Raw genomic sequence first — 16,947 nt, forward strand, 5'->3', positions numbered from 1 at the left:
CGTGGTATAGGTTTATATTTAGCTGCATGGTTGTCCTCCTGGTAGTGGTTTTGGTTTTCTGAAAATTTGAATGTTTAGTGCTCTTAATATTTTAACTACCAGGTGGGCAGCCTTTTTCCTTTGGTGTGGGTGGGGAGTATGTGTATACCTATGCAGGGAAAAATCTTTCAAAAAGGTTGACACTTTTTGAAAACAACCTATATTTCTTTATCGTCAATTCGGGCGGATAGCTCAGCTGGGAGAGCACCAGCCTTACAAGCTGGGGGTCACAGGTTCGATCCCTGTTCCGCCCACCACTTTTATCATGGGGACGTAGTTCAGTTCTGGTTAGAACGCCGGCCTGTCACGCCGGAGGTCGCGGGTTCGAGTCCCGTCGTCCCCGCCACTTAGTTTATTCGGTGTAAATTCTCTGCTTAAGCCCTTCAGTGGCTTGCTTTCTAAAGTTGCTTAGAAATTCAACAGCTTTTCTAAAAGCTATCTCTGTTTTTTTCTCTTTTATCATGAGAGCAAGAAGGGCTGAAGAGAAAGCACAACCTGTGCCGTGAATCTCAAGTGTGTCCTTTTCGTGAGTTATTCTGTCAATAGTTTTTCCACTCTTTAATAGTAGATCGCTTACACTGTTTTTCTCTTTTTTTCCTTTTATTATAGTCCATGGGATTTTTGATGTGTCTATACAGTTTTTTAGAAGATTAAATTCTGATTCGTTTGGAGTTATTACTGTGGAAGTCTCTATTAAGGGAGTGATAGTATTTAAATTTTCCACAAAGCTTCTGCCGGCAGTTGGTTTTATTACAGGGTCAAAGACTATGGGTATCTGCTTGTCTTTTAGAAAGTTAGCAAGCCATACGTTAAAATTGTAGTCTTTATGGGGCAATCCTATTTTCACCCCTTTGATCTCAAATTCTTCAAATAGGAGAGTAAGCTGTTCTTTAATAATTTCACACGGTTCAAAAATAATACTTTTTACGCCTTTTGTGTTTTGGGAAGTGTTTGCTGTTATGACGGAAATTCCATAATAACCGAAATGTTTGAAAGTAAGGATATCCCGTATTATGCCGGCTCCCCCTGTTGGGTCAAAGCCGGCTATTGATAAAAGAGCAGTTGGTTTTTTAACCATTTTTGAAAATATCTCTAAATTTTGCAAAAGCTTCTTCAAGTTTTGACAGGTCAGAGGCGGAACCTTGAGCCATGTCCGGTCTTCCTCCGCCCTTTCCTCCAATAATGGGTGCTACCTCTTTTATTATGTTTCCTGCTCTGTATTTGTCTGTTAAGTCTTTTGAAAGGGCTATTAAAATTCCGTTTTTACCGTCCTTTTCAGAAACGATAAACACAGCAGATTTTCCGGCCTTATTTCTTATAACATCAGCTATCTCTATCAGCTCTTTTCCGGAAAATCCATCTATTTTAACGGTGATAACCTTTATCCCGTTTATTTCTGGAGCAGATTTAACAATTTCGTCAAGGTTTGATGAAGCAAGCTTTTTCTTAAGCCTTCCTATCTCTTTTTCTTTCTCTTTTATCTCGCTTTGAAGCTTCTCAACACGTTTAACTATCTCTTCCTCTTTTGCCTGAAGTTGTGCTTTTAATCTATTTACTATTTCTCTTTCCTGCTGTTCCTTTTCCCACGCTTTTAAACCTGTAACAGCTTCTATCCTTCTTGTTCCTGACGATACAGATGATTCTGATGTAACTATAAACATTCCTATATCACCACTTCTACTAACATGTGTTCCGCCGCAAAGTTCAACACTAACATCTCCTATGCTTACAACTCTAACAACATCACCGTACTTTTCTCCAAATAGTGCAACAGCACCTTTTTCAATGGCTTCATCGTAGCTCATTTCAGTTGTCGTGACCGGCAGATTTTTGATTATTGTTTTGAAGATAAATTCCTCTATCTCTTTAATCTCATCCTGAGTAAGGCCTTCAAAGTGGGTAAAGTCAAAACGCAGCCTGTCCGGAAGAACAAGTGAACCTGCCTGTTTTACGTGGTTGCCTAATATCTCTTTTAAAGCTTTGTGGAGAATATGGGTTGCTGTATGGGCTCTTTTTATAGCCTCTCTTCGCTCTTTATCAACTCTGGCAGTAGCAATATCAGAAGTTTTAATCTCTCCTTTTAAAACTTTAATTTTATGGCCTATCAGATTATCTGTAATGTTTTGGGTATCAATCACTTCACATTTAAACCTTTCTCCCTCTATTATTCCTGTATCACCAACCTGACCACCCTTTTCAGGATAAAAAGGAGTTTCTTTGAGAAACAGGATTCCCCCTTCTCCCTCTTTGAGAGAGTTCACCAGAGCGTCATCTTTAAGAATTCCAGTTATAATGGTGGTTGTTTCAAGTGTTTCATATCCTTTAAAAGCTGAAGGATTTTTCTCTGAAAAGTCAAGGAGCTCTTTAGAAATAGCTTTTTGAGAACCACCTTTCCATGCTTTTCTTGCTCTTTCCTTCTGCTCATGAAGGAGCTTTTCAAAGGTGTTAATATCTGCTGTTAATCTTTCATCGTTGGCGACATCAAGGATCAGGTCAACAGGAAATCCGTATGTATCGTAAAGGCGGAAAATCTCTTCTCCCGGTATCTCTTTTTCTCCACTCTTTTTTATCTTTTCAACTATTTCTTGAAGAAGTTCAAGCCCTTTTGATAAAGTCCTTGAGAAGCGTTCCTCTTCTTTTAAGATAACTTTTTTTATAAAATCTTTATTTTCAACGATTTCAGAATAAACATCTCCCATTATTTCTATTACTACATCAACACTTTCAGACAGGAAGGGTTTTTCAATTCCTAAAAGCTTTCCGTGTCTTGCCGCTCTTCTTATTATTCTTCTCAGAACGTACCCTCTGCCTTCGTTAGACGGAAGACAGCCATCTCCTATAAGAAATGTTATTGCTCTTGAGTGGTCAGCAATTACTCTCATGGAGATATCGCTTTCTTCACTTTTTCCGTAAGGAATACCAGAAGTGTTACTTATCCATTTTATTATTGGGAATATAAGGTCTGTTTCGTAGTTTGAAGGTTTGTTCTGAAGAACAGAAGCTATCCTTTCAAGCCCCATACCTGTATCTATTGAAGGTTTTGCAAGTGGCGTTAGATTACCTTTCTCATCCCTTTCATACTGCATAAATACAAGGTTCCAGATTTCAAGGAACCTGTCACAGTCGCATATTCCTATTTCACAATTGTCTCCGCAGCTAAACTCTTCTCCTCTGTCGTAGTATATTTCACTGCAGGGGCCGCAGGGGCCTGTATCTCCCATAGCCCAGAAATTGTCCTTTTCACCAAGCCGGTATATTCTGTTTTCAGGCAATCCTATATGCTTATTCCATATTTCAAATGCCTCGTCATCTTTTTCGTAAACAGAGACATACAGTCTCTCTTCTGGTAGGTTAAACACTTCCGTTACAAGTTCCCATGCAAATTCTATAGCTTCTTTTTTGAAATAATCTCCGAAAGAGAAATTTCCAAGCATTTCAAAGAATGTGTGGTGTCTTCCTGTTCTTCCGACATTTTCAAGGTCGTTATGCTTTCCGCCTGCTCTCATACACTTCTGACAGGATGTTGCCCTTTTAAACGGAGGTTTTTCCTTTCCGAGAAAATAATCTTTAAACTGAACCATGCCTGCGTTTGTAAAAAGCAGTGTTGGGTCGTTGGATGGTATTAACGAAGAGCTTTTCACTCTTTTGTGTCCTTTCTTTTCAAAAAATGAAAGAAAAGCTTCTCTTATTTCTTTTCCTGTCATCTGTTCCTCTCTTTTAAATGTACTGAAAAAGTTTTTATATTTTACCAGAGATGATATTGATGATTTCTGTGTAGGTGAATCCCCTTTGTTGCAGGAACCTGAAAGCCCTTTCTTTCTCTTTTTTAGTTTGAAGGGTTTGAAATTTTTTTTCAAAATCTTTCTTTATGAATGAGTAATCAAACTCTATTTCAATCAAAACCTGTTCTGCAATTTCCTTACTGATTCCCTTTTTCAAAAGATAAGCTTTTATTTTTCTTCTTCCCCAGCCTTTCTCCATTTTTGATATTGCGTAGTTAAAAGCTACTTTGTAGTCAGATATGTATCCGTTTTTTCTGAGATAGTCCAGAACTTTTTCAATGTTAAGGTTCTGAAATTTTAGGGAAAGTTTATCTTGAAGCTCCTTTTCTGTATAGTCTCTGAGGCTTATAAGCCTCAGAGCATGAGATATAGCTGATTTAAAATTTGAGTTCACCGGATGTAATTCCTTCCATTCTGAGTTTAAGATCGTCTGCTCTCGTTGCATATTTAAGAGCGTCTTCTTTTGTAATAAAGCCTTTTTTCCACAGTTCGTAGAGAGATTGGTCAAATGTTTGAGAACCATAAGTTTCTTTACCTTTTTCAATGAAAGATGGTATCTCTTCTGTAAGTTCTGGATTAAGAATTCTTTCCTTTATCGCTTCTGTTACTACCATAACTTCAACGGCAGGAACTCTACCTTTGCCTTCAGCTTTGGGGATAAGCCTTTGGGAGATAGTTGCTTTTAAAACGGAAGCCAGCTGGTATCTAATAGCCTGTTGATGGTATGGAGGAAAGAAGGATACAATTCTGTAAATTGTTTCTTTCGCGTCAAGGGTGTGAAGTGTGGAGAAAACAAGGTGACCGGTTTCAGCTGCATCAAGGGCAGTTCTTACAGTTTCAGGGTCTCTCATCTCTCCAACAAGAATAACATCAGGGTCTTCACGAAGAGCTGCTTTTAGTGCAGTGAAAAAGTCTTCTGCGTCAACGCCAACTTCCCTTTGGTAAAAAATTGATTTTTTGTCTCGGTGAAGGAATTCTATAGGGTCTTCAATTGTAATAACAACTCTTGAATCTTTTTCATTTATTTCGTTTAGCATTGCTGCAAGAGTTGTTGATTTACCAGAACCTGTTGTTCCTGTTACCAGGACAAGTCCTCTGTGTTCAAGAGCTATTTTCTTTATAACCTCAGGCAGGTTAAGTTTTTCTATGGTTGGAACTTCTGTTGGAATTGTTCTCATAACTATTGCGAAAGTGTTTCTTTGTTTGAAAATATTTACTCTAAATCTCCCAACGCCGGGGATACTGTATGATGTATCGTAGTTTTTAAGAATTGGTATCTCCTTTTTCTTTTCTATAGGTAAGATGGTTTTAACGAACTCAAATATATCTGAACCAGATAGTTCAGGAAAATTTGTTTTAACAAGTTTCCCCTGAATCCTGAATATAGGAACCATTTTCATTCTCAGATGAATATCTGATGCTCCAAGGGCAAGGGCTTTTTCAAGAATATCATTCAGGCTTACCATAAAGTTTCTCCCTTATTTTGCTTTCTATCTCTTCTGCTATTTCTGGGTGTTCTTTTAGGTATTTTCTCGCCTTTTCTTTCCCCTGTCCAAGCCTTATATCTCCGTATGAGTACCAAGCGCCACTTTTTTTAACAATTCCCAGTTTTTCTCCCAGTATGAGAAGCTCTGCGAATCGTGATATTCCCTCTCCGTAGTAGATTTCAACAATTGCTTCTCTGAAAGGAGGAGCTAGCTTATTTTTTACAATTTTTATTTTTGCTGTATGGCCAAGTCTCTCTTCCTCTTTTCCTTTTATACCACCGATATTTCTTACATCTATCCTTAAAGAAGCGTAAAATTTTAAAGCTCTTCCGCCGGTGGTTGTTTCGTTTGGACCATAGCCCATTCCGCCTATCTTTTCCCTTAGCTGATTTATAAATATTAAAGCTGCGTTACTTTTGTTTGTGGCAGCTGTTAATTTTCTTAAAGCCTGACTCATAAGCCTTGCCTGTAGTCCTACATGGGAATCTCCCATATCCCCTTTAAGTTCTGCAGAAGGGACAAGGGCGGCTACAGAGTCTATTACAATAACGTCAACTGCTCCACTTCTTACAAGGGTTTCAGCAATTTCAAGGGCCTGTTCACCACTGTCAGGTTGTGAAATTAAAAGTTCATCAAGGTTTATTCCCAGTTTTTTGGCATATAAGGGGTCAAGGGCGTGTTCTGCATCTATAAATGCAGCAACTCCACCCTCTTTTTGAGCATTTGCAATAACATGAAGTGCAAGGGTTGTTTTACCAGACGATTCCGGTCCGTAAATTTCCGTTATTCTTCCCCTTGGAATACCTCCTATTCCTGTGGCATAATCTATACCTATGGAACCTGTGCTTATGGATGGAATTTCTACAGAAGGTTTCTCTCCTAAAAACATTATGGAGCCTTCACCGAAAGCCCTTTTTATCTGCTTTAAGGCTTCTTTTAAAACTTTTTCTCTTCCTTCTTCCATCTGTTTTCCTCTCTTAATTATTAGATACCTTTTATCAGCCTTGCAGCCATTATAGGCGGTAGTCCTGCTTCCAAAATGCTTTTCGCTGCAGCTTTTACATCATACTCTATCCTTTTTATTTTAATATTTTTTTCTTCAGAATCGTAAATTCCATAAGAAGCTTTTGGGTTGTTGTCTCTTGGTTGGCCTACACTGCCAGGGTTTATTAAAAACCTTCCTTCCTTCACACTGAAGTATGAAATTTTTATAGTTTCTGCACCTATAGAGGATAATTTATAACCTATAGGGATATGGGTGTGTCCGAAAAAGCAGATATCCGTTTCCTGTTTTAGTAGAGATTTTGTTGCGGTAGCGTTGTCCAGTATGTAAATCATGCTTCCCGGCGTGAGCGGATTATCGTGAACAATAGATATGTTTTGATTTTTATATACAAGTGGCAGTGTTTTAATATATTCAATCCACCGGGGAGAAATTGTTTTTTTTGTCCAGTTTAAACACTCGTTAACCACAGGGCTGTCAACTTCTGCATATCCTAAGAGCATAAGTTCGTGGTTTCCAAGGATAGAAACAGAGCAATTGTTCATAACCCAGCTACAACATTCGTTTGGAAAAGCACCGTAGTTGATAATATCTCCAAGACACCACACTTCCTCAATCTGTTCTTTTTCCATATCGGATATAACGGCCTGAAGTGCATGTAAATTTGCATGGATATCTGATATTATTCCTATTTTCATGATAAGCAAATTTTACTCTTTAAGTGGTTAACATGTAAAGAACAGTTGAAAGGCTGTTTTGAAACTTTTTTCTTTAAGATGAAAAGGGATTTTAGAATGACAAATGAAGTCAGTATTTGGGCTAAATTTGAAGAAATTTTCACACAATTGGCTTGTGGTAAAAAGATTTTTTAATGTTAAAATAAAATTAAATAATGAGAGGTGTTTTGTGATGGAAAGGGATGATTTTGGAACAGTGAAATCTCTGGGAAAGGAAACAAACTATGTATTTACCTATAAACCTGAACTTCTTGAAAAATTTCCGAACAGATTTCCCGGTAATAGATATTGGGTTTCTTTTAATTGCCCTGAGTTTACTGCATTGTGTCCTATAACTGGACAACCAGATTTTGCAACTATCTATATTCAGTACATTCCTGACAAGTGGCTTGTAGAAAGTAAATCTTTAAAACTTTACCTGTTCTCTTTTAGAAATGCCAGAGATTTTCATGAGGATACTGTTAATAGAATAGCTGAAGATTTATTTAAGTTGCTTGAGCCTTTTTATATAGAAGTTTATGGGGAATTTAATCCGCGAGGAGGAATTTCTATAGACCCTTTTGTTCAAAAGTTTAAAGATTATGACTGGGTTAAGGAGCTTGCTAAAGAGCGGTTTAAACTTCATAGGATAACACCACCTGATATTAAGCGGAACAGGGGGTAGTTGTGATTTTAGTGCTTGGTGGAAGCGGTGCTTACTTTATTGATAAAGAGAAGTTTGGGAAAGTTTTATGGAAAAGAAGGATAGAAACGCCTTTTGGGTTATCAAATCCTGTTTATAAAATTAAAGCTCTTAATGGTTTTGAGTTTCTTTTCCTTTCAAGACATGGAGAAAAGGACTATGAGGTGACGGCTCCATTTGTAAACTATAGGGCAAATATATATGCAGCTAAAGAGTGCGGTGCTGAAAGGATAGTCGCGTGGACAGGGCCCGGGTCGATGAGAGATGATTATAAGCCGGGGGATTATGTTGTTCCTGATGATATTATAGATTTTACAAAGAAGAGGAACTATACCTTCTTTGAGAAAAAGGGTCTTGGATTTATTCGTCAAAATCCTGTTTTTTGTCCTCAGATAAGGGAAGGATTGAAAAAAGTTCTTGAAAAACTTGATTTTTCCTTTCATGATGGTGGTGTGTATGTTTGCACTGAGGGCCCGAGACTTGAAACTCCGGCGGAAATAAGGATGTTTAGGCAGCTTGGCGGTGACCTTATAGGGATGACTCTTGTTCCGGAAGTTTTTTTAGCTAAAGAGCTTGAGATGTGTTACGGAGCTATCTGTTATGTTACAAACTATGCAGAGGGTATAAAACCTTACGGGTTTAAAGAGGGGATTTTATTTGAAGGGATGCTTACTGATGAGCAGAAGAAACTTGTTGATAGAGCTGTGGAAAGATTTCCTGAGATAATGCTTGCTCTTATAGAATATCTTTATAAGCTTGATAGAACTTGTCCTTGTGGAAACTTGATGAAAAGGTACAAATTAAAGGGAATGATAGGAGAGAATTGGAGAGATTGGGTTAAATAAGTTAAAGTTGGATTGGATGGATGCTGATGAAAGAGTTGTTGAAAGAGAAAATGTCTGCTTTTAGTACTGAAAAAGATTCTAACATTGTTGAAATTAAAACTTTAAAATATTTAATTTTAATTTCTCTTGTAACTATACCTTTTGCAGCTATTTTAAGGAATTTATATCTTGATTTAGAAAAGATAGTTGTGACTGCAATTATCGCTGAAGTTTTAATGTTTATAGCTTTTCTTTTTCATCTTAAGAATAGGTATGATTTGTCCAGGTTGCTTACTATTATAGCTATTGCTTCTATTCTGTTTGGATTGGTTTTTCAAAACATCCATTTTAACTATATGTGGGTTGCACTTTTTCCTTTGGTATCTTTTATACTTTATTCTTACAATACCGCTGTTATATTTTCTTCTATCTTTCTATTTGCTTTTTTATTTCTGGATTTTGGAATCTCCAGAGTTCCATTTTGGATGAAGTTATTCTATCTTCAAGAAATTTCTACTTTTTATCTTTTTATGGTTTTAGGAGGCTATTTTTATTCAAAAACATTGAAAGAGCATGAAACTGTTATGCAGTATTTTGCAACGAGAGATATGCTAACGGGAGCTTTAAACAGACATAAGTTTTTGGAATTTTTGTCTCACGAATTTGAAAAATCCAAGAGATTTAATCTGCCTCTTTCTTTAATAATGTTTGATATAGATTTTTTCAAAAAGGTTAATGATACGTATGGACATGATGCAGGTGATATGGTTTTGAAAAGAGTTGTAGAGATAGTAAAAAATAATATCCGAAAGATAGATAAACTTGTTAGATGGGGTGGAGAGGAGTTTATTATACTTGCTCCAAATACTGATGTGAAAGGTGCGGTTTGTCTTGCTGAAAAGTTGAGGGAGGAAATAGAGAAAGCGGATTTTGGAAAGATTGGTAAAATTACTGCAAGTTTCGGTGTTGCTGGTATGGCAGATGGTGATACTGTGGATGATTTATTAAAGCGTGTAGATGAAGCTCTTTATAAAGCTAAGCAGAAAGGAAGAAACAGAGTGGAAATCAATTAAGAGGGATTTGCTGTGGGTGAACAGTCGATAAGAGGGAAAAGAGATATTTGCTCTTTATGTGATATTAGTGAACTTGAAGGTTTAAGAGAGACAATTCTGTTCTATTTCATTCTTGCTGGACTTGTTACGGTTCCGTTTTTTGGCATTTTAAGGAACTATTTTCTGGGAAAAACAGTTATAGCTGTTGCTGCTCTAATTTCTGAATTTATCCTGATTGTTGCGTACTTTTTCTACTCTAAAAAGAAAATTGCAATATCAAAGTTGATGTTTCTTACAGCTATAGGGGTAATGTTAGTTTCACTTATTTTTCAGAATGTAAAATTTATGTACATGTGGTTTGCTCTCTTTCCCGCTGTTGCATTTATGCTTTTCCCTGCAGAGACAGGTTTGATTTTCTCGGTTATTTTTGGATTGATAGTTTTTATTGCTGACTTTTTTATTCACTCTTCTTCTAATCGGGAAGTTTATTTTCTTCAGGAGATGGTTGTTTTCTATCTTTTTATGATTGCTGGAGGGTTTTTGTATGCAAAAATTCTTGAAAGACAGAAAATTCTTCTTTCCTGGCTTGTCTCTGAAGATTCGTTAACTGGAGTTATGACACGCAGGCGATTTTTGGAGCTGCTTGATATTGAGATTCCTAAAGCTAAAAGATATCAAATTCCAATTTCTGCTGTTATATTTGATATTGACAGGTTTAGAGAACTTAATAAATCTCATGGAAGTGAAGCTGGAAATAGGATGTTAAAAGATATAGTAGAAGTTATAAAAGAGAATATACGTAGGGCTGATGTTGTTGTAAGATGGGGTGGAGATGAGTTTATTGTCTATCTGCCTTTTACAGATTTAAAGGGAGCGTGGTCTGTAGCTATGAAACTTAAAAATGCAGTGGATAAGGTGATTTCCAATTATGCTGTTGAGGGAATTTCCGTAAGTATGGGCCTGGCGGAATTTAAAGGAAATAAGGATAAGGAAGAGTTTATCAGAAGGCTTGAAGAAGCCCTTTATATTGCCAAGAATAAAGGCGGTAATGTAATAGAATCTGTTTAACGGGGGAGAGATGATTAAAGGTTATATGTTAATAGGTGGAGAGAAAGTTTGTAAAGATAGGGAGATAGAAATCTTATTTCCCTATGATGAAACTGTTGTTGGAACCATTCCAGATGGAGATAAGGAGGATGCTGAACGGGCTGTATCTGTTGCACTTAAAGGTTTTGAGAAGATGAATCAGATGACTGCTTATGAGAGATATCAGTGTCTTAGCAGGGCTGCAAGGATTCTTTCAAATAGGAGTTTTGAAATAGCAGAGTTGCTTACAAAGGAAGTGGGAAAAACACTTAAAGAGGCTCTCGGGGAAGTTGGGCGTGCTGTTAATACTCTTACACTTTCTGCTGAAGAGGCAAAGAGATTAAAAGGGGAAGAAATTTTATTTGATGCTGCTCCTGGAGTGAAAGGTAAGGTTGGTTTTTACAGAAGGGTTCCTCTTGGAGTAATAGGATGTATAACACCGTTTAACTTCCCTTTAAATCTTACATGTCATAAGGTTGGTCCTGCTCTTGCAGCGGGAAATAGTGTAGTTATTAAACCTTCTGAAAATACTTCTCTGGTTGTTATAAAACTTGCTGAGATACTTATAGAGGCAGGGTTTCCTCCAGAAGCTGTGAATGTAGTTACAGGCTATGGAGAAAAGGTTGGTGATGCTCTTGTAAGAGATGAAAGGGTTAAAAAAATAACTTTTACAGGAAGTGTTCCTGTTGGAAAGATAATTATGTCCCGTGGAGGACTTAAAAAGTACGCGATGGAGCTTGGTTCAAATGCTGGAGTTTATATAGATAGTGATCAGGTAGATAAACTTGATTTTGTGGCTGAAAAGGTGTGCCGTGGTGGTTTTACGATGGCAGGGCAGGTGTGTATATCTGTTCAGAGAGTTTTTGTGAATGACACTATATTTGATGAATTTATTGAAAAAGCTGTTTCTTTTACTAAGAGTTTAAAAGTAGGGAATCCGTTTGATGAAAATACAGATATTGGTCCTGTTATTGATAAGGCTTCGGCAGACAGAATAATGGAATGGATAGAAGAGGCGGTTAGTGCGGGTGCTGAGATTGTTGTAGGTGGCAGGAGATTGTCCAATACATTAATAGAACCAACGATACTTATTAATGTACCTGAAGATGTAAAACTCTTCACTGATGAGGTTTTTGGTCCTGTAATTGTTGTAAATAGAGTTAAAAATGTGGAGGATGGTATAGAGAAAATAAATCTCTCAAGATATGGACTTCAAGCGGGAATATTTACCAATGACATAAGAAAGGCTTTGAAATTTGCTGATGAGGTGGAAGCTGGCGGAATAATGATAAACGAAATTCCTACTTTTAGAGTTGACCAGATGCCTTACGGTGGTATGAAAGAGAGCGGTATAGGCAGGGAGGGACCTTCTTTTGCGATTGAAGAGATGACAGAGATAAAGGTTATCTGTTTTGATTTGAACCAGTAAGCAATAAAAAGCAACTTACATTACTGTTAGTTAAAGCCCCGATGATTTCGGGGCTTTAAAATTTAAAAGGAGGTGTGAAGATAGGATGAATTATCTTTCTTTTTCTCTGCATAGTTTACACTTTCCAAAGAAAGTGTGTTGTGCTCCTTCTATTTTATGTCCTGGTCCTTCCACACAGTTTCGTGCCATTTCACATATAGGGATGTCTATGTCAAAAATTTTACCACAGTAGTTACACACAAAGTGATGATGATATTCAGTTTTGAAGTCAAATCTGGATTGTTTATTAATTATGATTTCTCCGATTTTTCCTTCTTCTACAAGTTCCTTCAGAACACGGTATACAGTTGCGAGGCTTAGTGTTTTAAGTTCTTTTTTCGCTCTCTCATATATCTGTTCAGCTGTAGGGTGGTCTTTTGACTCTTTAGCTATTCTGTATATAACCGTTTTCTGTCTGGTCTGTCTTTTGGTTTTTACCATTTAATACCTCATATTTCAGAATGTAGTAATAAAACGAAAATAAGTGTCATTTTCAATTATATAAAAAGTGTAACATTTTTTCAATTTTTGCTATGGGAGATGTTTAATTAGCTGTTGTGTGTAATAAAATATAAAATACTGTAAGCTGTAAGGAGAATGTTAACCATTTTTGGAGTTAAGTTATGGAACTGTCTGCTGAATTTATTAAAAAAGCTGTGGGATTTTCTTCCTTTGATATAGCGGTTGTTCTTGGTTCTGGTGTTGAGCTACCAGGGAAAAAGGTGCAAACGATTTCCTATTCGGATATTCCATCGTTTCCATCTACTCAAGTGGAAGGCCATAAAGGAGTTTTTGAAGCTATAGAATTGAAAGGTTTGAAAATAGCCGTTTTTAAGGGAAGGTTTCACTACTATGAGGGAAGGACTGATGAAGAGATAAGGGCTATTCCACTTTTATCTGCCCTGCTTGGATGTAAACTTTTCGTTACAACATGTGCTGTGGGAGCTGTTTCTCGACGGGCAGCGGCAGTTGATTTTGTGGTTATAGAGGATCATATAAATCTCCAGGGGAAAAATCCTCTTGTAGGTCTTATAAAGAAGTATGGAAGCAAAGTTTTTGTTGATTTAAAAGGGTGTTATGATAATGATTTCAGTGATACTTTTTTGAAGGTTGCACTTAATAAAAATGTAAAAGTTTGTAAGGGAGTTCTTGCTGCAATGCTTGGGCCAAGTTATGAGACGTTTGCGGAGATAAAGATGTTAAATTCTATGGGGGTTGATGTTGTTAGCATGTCCACGGTTCCAGAGATTATCGTTGCCAGGTTTTTGGGAATGGATGTTGGGGCAGTGGCTGTTGTTGCAAATGATACTATGATGGAAAATGTGAACCATGATTTGGTTTTGACACAAGTAAAAAAGCGCAATAATCTCTTGGCAGAATTGTTAAATGAGACTTTAATAAAATTATGATTTTATATATGGATTATACTCTTGACACTGTAGAAAAATTTTTCTAACATATCCTTTGGATGTTATGGTGGGATAGGAGGTTGATGTGGAAAATAAAGAAGAGATAGCTTATAGAGGGGTTTACAAAAAAACACTTTCTGATGAGGATGGGGAAAGATGAGAAAAGTACTGTTTTTATCACTGCTTGCTGGTTTTGTAGTTTCCTGTGCTGGCTCAAAAACGGAGCCTGTGAAAACGCAGCCTCAACCTGAAAAAAAGGTTGAGAAGGTTGAGAAAAAAGAGGAGGAACAAGGGAAACAACCTGAGAAGGTGGAAGAGATTAAGAAAGTTGCCCCTTCTGTAGAAGTGCCAGAGTCTAAGTTGGTTCTTTCTAAGTTTAAGCACAGCGACCACGTAAAAGTTATCAGGGAGTATGGCTGTATTCCGTGTCATCATTTTAATGTAGAGATGCATGTTCCAGATGTTAATCGGGCACATCAGGTTTCTCAGAAATTTTTAAAGCCATCTGAAGCAAGTTGTAAAGTTTGTCACACAAAAGGAGTAGAGTAATGTTTTTAAACAAAGAAACTTATAGTGTAGGGGGTCTGGAGTGAGAGCTTTTATAATGTTCTTCTTAGGATTGCTAACCCTCTGTGGAACAGCCCAGGCTAAGGTGAATATTGGAGATGACGGTTGTCTTTACTGTCACAGAATGAAAGGGCTGATGACTGTGGAAGTTGGTAAAGAGGGTGAAAAGAAGATTGTGGACTGCAGTATTAATGATGCCAAGTATATGCATTCGGTCCACAGAAACATTCACTGTACAGAATGTCATACGAAGGCTGTATCTTATCCTCACGATAGGGCAAAAGTAAGAGAAGTAAACTGTGCTGCTAAATGTCACGTGATTGACCCTGCGACAAAGAGGCCGTTCTCACACGCCAAGGTATATGAAACATGGAAGGAAAGTGCTCACGGTAAGAATTATGACAAAGCACCTGATATCTATCCTTCCTGCCAGTACTGTCATACGAACAGATTGCTTGTGGACATTAAAAAGTTTGAAACACTTGAAGGAAGTTTTGACAGATGTTATGCGTGCCACAATGATGAGAAGTGGTCAGCAGACAGACTTGCTCACATGGCAAGTAGAATGGATATCCCGGATATAAGAAACGGCTATGTTTTCCAGTTTATTAAGACAAGAAGGGATGGATGGGAGATAGTAGAGCTTTGTGCAAGCTGTCATGAAAATGAAAAACTTATGGAGCAGGCAATAGAGATTGAAGGTATTCATAACAAATATAAAATCAAAAGAATTCTTGATGCTGTTCCAAGTTATCAAAAGACAATGCACTCAAAAATGCTCTACCTTGATAGAAGTGATTTAAGGGCTGCTGACTGTCTTGACTGTCATACAAAGAAAGGAAGTGATTATCATGATATCTTCCCAAAAGAGGATCCGAGGGCTTCTACGAATCCGAAGCACATTCAGGTTACCTGTGGAAGATCTACAGAGTGTCATCCACTTGCTCCTAAATACAACATGAAAAACTTTGCTGAGACCAAATGGGTTCACGTTGATCCTGTTCTTGGGGAGAGTCTGGGACAGACTATTGTTTGGATTGTTGAAGAGGCGATGTTCTGGATTGCAGCTTGTGTGATTCTCTTTGCAGCAGTGGTGGTTATCCTTGACACCCTTAAATACATAAGGAGGCAGTAAGCATGTGGGGTTGGTTTAAAAGAAAGTTTAGAATGAGAGAAGATTATGAAAAGCTTATCATTGTTGACGGTGATAAGTTTTTCATAGAGAAGTGGACTGTTCTCCAGTGTTTGATGCACGTTGGTATTATGACGATGATTATGCAGGTTATTACAGGTTTTCCACTTAAATACTGGAACACTCCGTGGGCGAAGTATATAGTTGATGCTCTTGGAGGAATAAACGGTCTTATGACCATTCACAGGATAGAAGGTGCAATAATGTTTTTTGACTTCCTGTTTGTGGTTTTCTACTGTATTATCTTTATGATTGTAAACAGAGATAGAGTTAAGAAGTATGGTATTTGGGATACCTATAGACTTCTTCCAGGTCCAACAGATATTGCTGCTGTTCAGTATTTTGCCTATCTCCTTGGTTTTAGAAAAGCACCGCCGGATTATGATGAGTATATGTGGGTTGATAAGTTTGATTTTTACGCAGTTGGTTGGGGTATGATTGCCATTGGTATCACTGGATGGATTTTGTGGCTTCCTGAAGTGTTCTGCGGATTTTTTGGTTGGCCACCAGAAACGCTTCAGATAGCTCTAATTGCTCATGCTGATGAAGGTATGGTTGCTGTTGGTTGGATTGCTCTTGTTCACCTTTATATGGTTCACTATAGCCCTCACAAGTTTCCAATGGACTGGGTATGGCTTACAGGTATTTCTCCTGAGCTTGAGTGGATGGAGGAAAGGCCCCGCTCATGGAGAAGAATTATCAAAAGGACAGCCGAACATGAGCCAGAACTTCTTGAAAAGTATCCAGCTTTAAAAGAGAGATATGAGTTTGTTAAGGCTATAGAAAATCTTCCTAATGAAGAAATTGTCCTAAAGATTCATGAGTATGCGCATCACCTTCTTGAAAAGGAACTTAGCGAGGAGGCAGCATAATGAGAAAACTTATAGTTACAATAGCGACTCTTTTTCCAATAACAGCTATGGCAGGAGGAGTTATTAGTCCACTGCTGAAAGGCACTCCTTCTCCAGATGTAGATGAGTGGAAAAAGAAGATAGAAGAGCAGCTTAAAGAAAAGCCGAAGTTTCCTGAGGAGAAAGAGTATCCTCAGCCGTTTCATGCACCTAACGGTTATGAGTATCCTGTAAAAGATGTGTGTGTGGCATGTCACTCTTATGCTGCACATACAAAGGATGAGACACTTGCTCCCTTTTACAATGCTCATTCAACCTTTATGAGCTGTACAACCTGCCACTATAAGGCTTCTGACATTTCATATGCGTGGGTTGAGATTGATGATGAGGGAAATGCAAAAATTGTGAAAGATACGCAAGATATGTACGGTGTAAGATATGTTAAGGCTGGTGGTAGAGTTGCTTTATCAGGTATTGATAGTGATGCAAGGATTACACCAGTTGTGAACGGTAAACCTGTGGAGATTCCTCTAAAAGGCAACGAAGGAATACTTCACGATCCTGGTGCAGTTTCAATTATCTATAGTAATCTTGCTAAAGATCCGTTTAAGTGTGCAGACTGTCACAGTGCAAATCCACCTTTAAACCTTGTAGGTTTAGGTTTTTCTCAAGAAAGGATCCAGGATATAGAAAACAATGAAGTTGTAAAAGGCCTTTTACAGGAAGGAAAAATTTACTTCCCAAACTTCATCTGGAAGAGGTAAGGCG

At 37.6% G+C, this 16,947-nt stretch carries 17 protein-coding genes and 2 tRNA genes; 12 read left to right on the plus strand and 7 right to left on the minus strand.

The window, feature by feature from the left end; translation table 11 throughout:
- Positions 1–220 precede the first annotated feature (220 nt).
- Positions 221–296 (plus strand) — tRNA-Val (locus CHB58_RS08400).
- A 10-nt stretch (positions 297–306) separates the two neighbouring features.
- Positions 307–385 (plus strand) — tRNA-Asp (locus CHB58_RS08405).
- A 6-nt stretch (positions 386–391) separates the two neighbouring features.
- Here CHB58_RS08405 and CHB58_RS08410 read toward each other — a convergent pair.
- Genes CHB58_RS08410 through CHB58_RS08435 form a run of 6 tightly spaced genes read right to left on the minus strand, consistent with a single transcriptional unit; the run spans position 392 to position 7,009 of the window.
- On the minus strand, positions 392–1,117 hold the full coding sequence (locus CHB58_RS08410; protein WP_143341023.1) for a bifunctional hydroxymethylpyrimidine kinase/phosphomethylpyrimidine kinase: 726 nt from the start codon (positions 1,115–1,117) through the stop codon (positions 392–394).
- A complete protein-coding gene (gene alaS, locus CHB58_RS08415) occupies positions 1,110–3,743 on the minus strand; it encodes an alanine--tRNA ligase (RefSeq protein WP_089323666.1) in 2,634 nt (877 codons plus the stop codon). Before alaS ends, CHB58_RS08410 begins: the two co-directional genes overlap by 8 nt.
- A 34-nt stretch (positions 3,744–3,777) precedes the next feature.
- Positions 3,778–4,215: a regulatory protein RecX gene (locus CHB58_RS08420; protein WP_180706467.1), complete on the minus strand. Its 438-nt coding sequence runs from the start codon at positions 4,213–4,215 to the stop codon at positions 3,778–3,780.
- Complete coding sequence (locus tag CHB58_RS08425) at positions 4,199–5,287, minus strand: type IV pilus twitching motility protein PilT (RefSeq protein WP_089323668.1); 1,089 nt, start codon at positions 5,285–5,287, stop codon at positions 4,199–4,201. The genes CHB58_RS08420 and CHB58_RS08425 overlap by 17 nt, the downstream gene beginning before the upstream one ends.
- Positions 5,271–6,272: a recombinase RecA gene (recA, locus tag CHB58_RS08430; protein WP_089323669.1), complete on the minus strand. Its 1,002-nt coding sequence runs from the start codon at positions 6,270–6,272 to the stop codon at positions 5,271–5,273. The genes CHB58_RS08425 and recA overlap by 17 nt, the downstream gene beginning before the upstream one ends.
- 20 nt (positions 6,273–6,292) lie before the next feature.
- Positions 6,293–7,009, minus strand: a complete 717-nt coding sequence (locus CHB58_RS08435) for a metallophosphoesterase family protein (RefSeq protein WP_089323690.1) — start codon at positions 7,007–7,009, stop codon at positions 6,293–6,295.
- Between the two features lie 211 nt (positions 7,010–7,220).
- Here CHB58_RS08435 and queF point away from each other — a divergent pair, with 211 nt between their 5' ends.
- The 5 genes from queF to CHB58_RS08460 are packed head-to-tail and all read left to right on the plus strand — an operon-like array spanning position 7,221 to position 12,121.
- Positions 7,221–7,712 carry a preQ(1) synthase gene (gene queF, locus CHB58_RS08440; RefSeq protein WP_089323691.1) on the plus strand — a complete coding sequence of 164 codons (492 nt, stop codon included), beginning with the start codon at positions 7,221–7,223 and terminating at the stop codon, positions 7,710–7,712.
- Positions 7,713–7,714: 2 nt separating this feature from the next.
- Positions 7,715–8,575, plus strand: coding sequence for an MTAP family purine nucleoside phosphorylase (locus CHB58_RS08445; protein WP_089323670.1), 861 nt, complete (start codon positions 7,715–7,717; stop codon positions 8,573–8,575).
- Positions 8,576–8,601: 26 nt separating this feature from the next.
- Positions 8,602–9,627: a GGDEF domain-containing protein gene (locus CHB58_RS08450; RefSeq protein ID WP_180706468.1), complete on the plus strand. Its 1,026-nt coding sequence runs from the start codon at positions 8,602–8,604 to the stop codon at positions 9,625–9,627.
- A gap of 12 nt (positions 9,628–9,639) precedes the next feature.
- A complete protein-coding gene (locus CHB58_RS08455) occupies positions 9,640–10,674 on the plus strand; it encodes a GGDEF domain-containing protein (RefSeq protein ID WP_089323672.1) in 1,035 nt (344 codons plus the stop codon).
- Between the two features lie 10 nt (positions 10,675–10,684).
- Positions 10,685–12,121 (plus strand): aldehyde dehydrogenase family protein, encoded by a 1,437-nt coding sequence (locus CHB58_RS08460; RefSeq protein ID WP_089323673.1) that lies wholly within the window; start codon positions 10,685–10,687, stop codon positions 12,119–12,121.
- A 90-nt stretch (positions 12,122–12,211) separates the two neighbouring features.
- Here the strand turns inward: CHB58_RS08460 and CHB58_RS08465 are convergent, their stop codons facing one another.
- Positions 12,212–12,601 (minus strand): Fur family transcriptional regulator, encoded by a 390-nt coding sequence (locus tag CHB58_RS08465; protein ID WP_089323674.1) that lies wholly within the window; start codon positions 12,599–12,601, stop codon positions 12,212–12,214.
- 182 nt (positions 12,602–12,783) lie between these two features.
- Here CHB58_RS08465 and CHB58_RS08470 point away from each other — a divergent pair, with 182 nt between their 5' ends.
- From CHB58_RS08470 to CHB58_RS08490, 5 genes are all read left to right on the plus strand, one after another.
- The gene (locus CHB58_RS08470) at positions 12,784–13,569 is read left to right on the plus strand and encodes a purine-nucleoside phosphorylase (protein WP_089323675.1); all 786 of its coding nucleotides are present in this window, start codon (positions 12,784–12,786) and stop codon (positions 13,567–13,569) included.
- Between the two features lie 156 nt (positions 13,570–13,725).
- Positions 13,726–14,118 (plus strand): hypothetical protein, encoded by a 393-nt coding sequence (locus CHB58_RS08475; protein WP_089323676.1) that lies wholly within the window; start codon positions 13,726–13,728, stop codon positions 14,116–14,118.
- Between the two features lie 40 nt (positions 14,119–14,158).
- The gene (locus CHB58_RS08480; RefSeq protein ID WP_089323677.1) at positions 14,159–15,271 is read left to right on the plus strand and encodes a hypothetical protein; all 1,113 of its coding nucleotides are present in this window, start codon (positions 14,159–14,161) and stop codon (positions 15,269–15,271) included.
- Positions 15,272–15,273: 2 nt separating this feature from the next.
- Positions 15,274–16,200: a formate dehydrogenase subunit gamma gene (locus tag CHB58_RS08485; protein ID WP_089323678.1), complete on the plus strand. Its 927-nt coding sequence runs from the start codon at positions 15,274–15,276 to the stop codon at positions 16,198–16,200.
- The gene (locus CHB58_RS08490) at positions 16,200–16,943 is read left to right on the plus strand and encodes a hypothetical protein (protein ID WP_089323679.1); all 744 of its coding nucleotides are present in this window, start codon (positions 16,200–16,202) and stop codon (positions 16,941–16,943) included. The genes CHB58_RS08485 and CHB58_RS08490 overlap by 1 nt, the downstream gene beginning before the upstream one ends.
- Positions 16,944–16,947: the final 4 nt, after the last annotated feature.

The sequence above is a fragment of the Desulfurobacterium atlanticum genome (assembly GCF_900188395.1).
GTDB classification, from domain to species: Bacteria; Aquificota; Aquificia; order Desulfurobacteriales; family Desulfurobacteriaceae; genus Desulfurobacterium_A; species Desulfurobacterium_A atlanticum.